The sequence below is a fragment of the Paenibacillus sp. 01T422 genome (assembly GCF_056398785.1).
Window position 1 is genome coordinate 1 of record NZ_JBFTQB010000775.1, and the last position, 3,206, is coordinate 3,206.

General features: G+C 44.7%; 4 protein-coding genes. 2 read left to right on the plus strand and 2 right to left on the minus strand.

From position 1 onward, the window contains the following. A partial coding sequence (locus tag AC1DUA_RS30990; protein ID WP_477503403.1) for a sulfatase-like hydrolase/transferase occupies positions 1–807 on the plus strand: 807 nt, incomplete at its 5' end. A gap of 74 nt (positions 808–881) precedes the next feature. Here AC1DUA_RS30990 and AC1DUA_RS30995 read toward each other — a convergent pair. Together AC1DUA_RS30995 and AC1DUA_RS31000 are read right to left on the minus strand one after the other, a co-directional pair. Next, complete coding sequence (locus AC1DUA_RS30995) at positions 882–1,901, minus strand: Gfo/Idh/MocA family protein (protein ID WP_477503404.1); 1,020 nt, start codon at positions 1,899–1,901, stop codon at positions 882–884. Between the two features lie 35 nt (positions 1,902–1,936). Beyond that, the gene (locus AC1DUA_RS31000; protein ID WP_477503405.1) at positions 1,937–2,707 is read right to left on the minus strand and encodes a sugar phosphate isomerase/epimerase family protein; all 771 of its coding nucleotides are present in this window, start codon (positions 2,705–2,707) and stop codon (positions 1,937–1,939) included. A 135-nt stretch (positions 2,708–2,842) separates the two neighbouring features. Between AC1DUA_RS31000 and AC1DUA_RS31005 the strand changes: the two genes are divergently transcribed. Beyond that, on the plus strand, positions 2,843–3,206 hold a 364-nt coding region (locus tag AC1DUA_RS31005; protein WP_477503406.1), incomplete at its 3' end, for an AraC family ligand binding domain-containing protein.

Consider the following 3,206-nt stretch of genomic DNA (forward strand, 5'->3'; position numbering starts at 1 on the left):
CAAGGTATGCTCGAAACACTTGCTCAAGGCATTAATGCCTCTGACAAAATGCTGAAAGAGCTTGTTGACTACTATGAGAAAAAAGGCGAGCCTACAATTATCGCATTCTGGGGCGACCACTTGCCAGCTTTGGGCGATGACTATGCTACTTACATTGACACCAAGTATATCAGCGGCAAAGACGATCCGGATTTCTTGAAAAAAATGTACAGCGTCCCTCTTGTTGTCTGGAACAATTTCGACACCGAACGCAAGGATAAGCTCAACATTAGTCCTTCATTCTTAGGTCCTTATCTGATTGAATTATCCAAACAGCAAGGCAGCTATTATACAAATTATTTGAGTCAGCTTTCCAAAAAGATCCCTGTCATCCCGCCAAAAGATTATTTTGAGGCGATGCACATTAATGAACAAGATTTAAAAGATTATGAAACCTTGCAATATGATATTATGTTCGGCGACAGGCATGCTTACAAAGATTATAAGGTACCTATTATTAATTCGAAGTATATGCTGGGTTTTGGTCCCATCCTTCTTGATAGAGTCACGGCAGATACACAAGATATTTCCGGACGCACCAGTGTAACACTCACGGTACGCGGTAATAATTTGCCCCCTCTCAGCATTGTAACGCTGAACGGCAAAGCCATTCCGACCACTTGGCAGGATGAACACATGGTTACTGCTAGGGTAGAAGGTAATTTGTTGAAATCCGGAATTGGGGACATTCAAGTGCATGTGAAGGATTCGAAGGAAAACGTTGTGGGGAAATCGAACACAATCTCGATCGACATGGGCGGAAGATAAAGGTGAAATTAAAAGGGTGTCCAACAGCCAAATCCATGGCTGGTGGGCACCCTCTTTTTTATTATAAAATGTGATTAGAGCGTAATAATTTTGCCAGTTGCTTCGGATTCGAATGCAGCTAGGATAACTTCCAAGGAACGTTTGCCTTCTTCACCGGAAATACGTGGTTTCGTACCGCTAACGATACTTGCTACGAACTCATCGATTACGCCGCTGACCGTTTGCTTGTCATTCGTCGCAACTTGACCCACTTTGTAACGCTCAACCGTGCCGTTGCGAAGCTCAACGATAACTTGATCGTTCGGATCTGTGTCGATTTTGATAACACCGTTCTCGCACCATAGAACCGTGGAGTTGTCTTGGCCTTTGTAGTAAGTCCAGCTAGCAACCAAGGAGCCGGTAGCGCCGCTTTTCATGCGCAGCAAGCAAGTGGAGTTATCATCCACATCCGTTCCTTCTTTGTGCAGGGTACCTACGAAAGCTGCCACTTGTGCCACTTCATCATTCAACAGGTAGCGGATCAAATCTGATTTATGCACGCCAAGGTCGCCCATTGCGCCCATAATTGCTTCTTCCTTGCGGAAGAACCAGCTCTCGCGGCCGTCTACGCTCCAGCCTTCCGGTCCTGGATGTCCGAAAGATGTGCGGAATGTCAGCACTTTGCCCAGCTTGCCTGAATCCAAAATTTCTTTCGCTTTCACGTGCGGCGCCATTAAACGTTGGTTGTGGCCAACCATTAAGAACACGCCGTTTGCCTTAGCAGCTTCGATCATAGCTTCCGCTTCTTCAGCTGTAGCAGCCATTGGCTTCTCTACGAGTACATGCGCGCCAGCATTTGCTGCAGCAATGGAAACTTCTGCATGCAAATAGTTAGGCGTACATACGCTTACTGCATCCACTTTTTCTTCTTTCAGCATTTCCGCATAGCTGCTGTAAGCTTTTCCGCCATGAAGTTGAGCATAATGTTCAGCTCTTTCGATAATCGGATCAACGAAAGCAACAAGCTCAACGTTTGGGTTCAAAACGTATTCCGGGATATGTCTATGTTTGGAAATGGAGCCGCAACCAACGACGGCCACTTTAATTTTACTCATTTAATTGTACACTCCTCTGAATGATTAGTTATGAATTAGTTATGAACGTTGATGTAGTGCTCTTTAACCCAGTTCAAACTGTTTTCAATGCTTACAAGCGGCGGCTTCTGGCAGTGATCCTGCTCAACAACAAGCCATTCCACGCCTGCTTGCTCAGCAGCTTTAATCACTTCCTCAAGTGGAACTTCGCCTAAACCTAGCTCCAATGTAACCAGCTTGCCTTCCGCATCCTTGGAGAAATCCTTGAAGTGAAGCAGCGGTAGACGTCCAGCATACTTAGCAATATAAGCTAATGGATCTTGTCCTGCGTATTTAACCCAGCACACATCCATTTCTACCTGGATCGCATCTTTCCCGGCATACATTGCATCAAAGACGAATTCGCCGTCCACTTTATGATGGAATTCGAAATCATGATTGTGATACAAGAACTGTAAGCCTTGTTTGCCAACTTCAATTGCAAGTTGCTCGCATTCAGCAATCAGCGTTCTCCATTGATCAGCATTCTCACGCTCTTCTGCACCAACATAAGGGCAGATCGCATATTTCGCACCAATCGTGTGCAGGTAGTCAATTTCACCTTGCAAGTTATTGCGGAATCTCTCCAGACTTACATGGCTTCCAATGGCTTTCAGGCCAAGCTCATCAAGCAGTTCTTTCATCTCAGCAGCAGGCTTGTCAAAATAACCCGCGAACTCTACGCCTTCATATCCTAGCTTAGCAACATGACGAAGTGTGCCTTCCAAATCTTGTGCCATATCATCACGAAGTGTATACAATTGAAGACCAATTCCTAAACGTCCCATTTGATTCCCTCTTTTCTTAGATTCCAAATTATGCATTTCAATAACCTATGTAAACAGTATACCGGAACATAGCTTATTATGACCATTCACGATATAATCAAAACATCTCTTATTTGGCTATGAAAGGTGATTGCAATGGATACCGAATTGTTAACCTGCGGCTATTCTTTTCATATGGAACCGTTTAATGTGAGTACGAAGTCCGGACTCAATACTTATCTTTTCCGTTTACAAACGGAGGGCACTTGTGAAATTCTCGTTGATGGTCAAATGATTCAAATTGAATCAGGCCATTTGCTTTTATATAAACCTGGTGATCCATATGAGCTAAGGATTGAGCCTGCGAAAGACAACCCCGGCGGCAAAATTGCCAGCGGAGATTATTATTTATTTTGCAAAGGCGCCTGGATCGACGCCTGGTGGAAACGCAGCCACAAACAGACCTGCACGCGAATTGATCTGGATGCGCGGCTCATTTCACTGTGGCGCCAGCTTATTC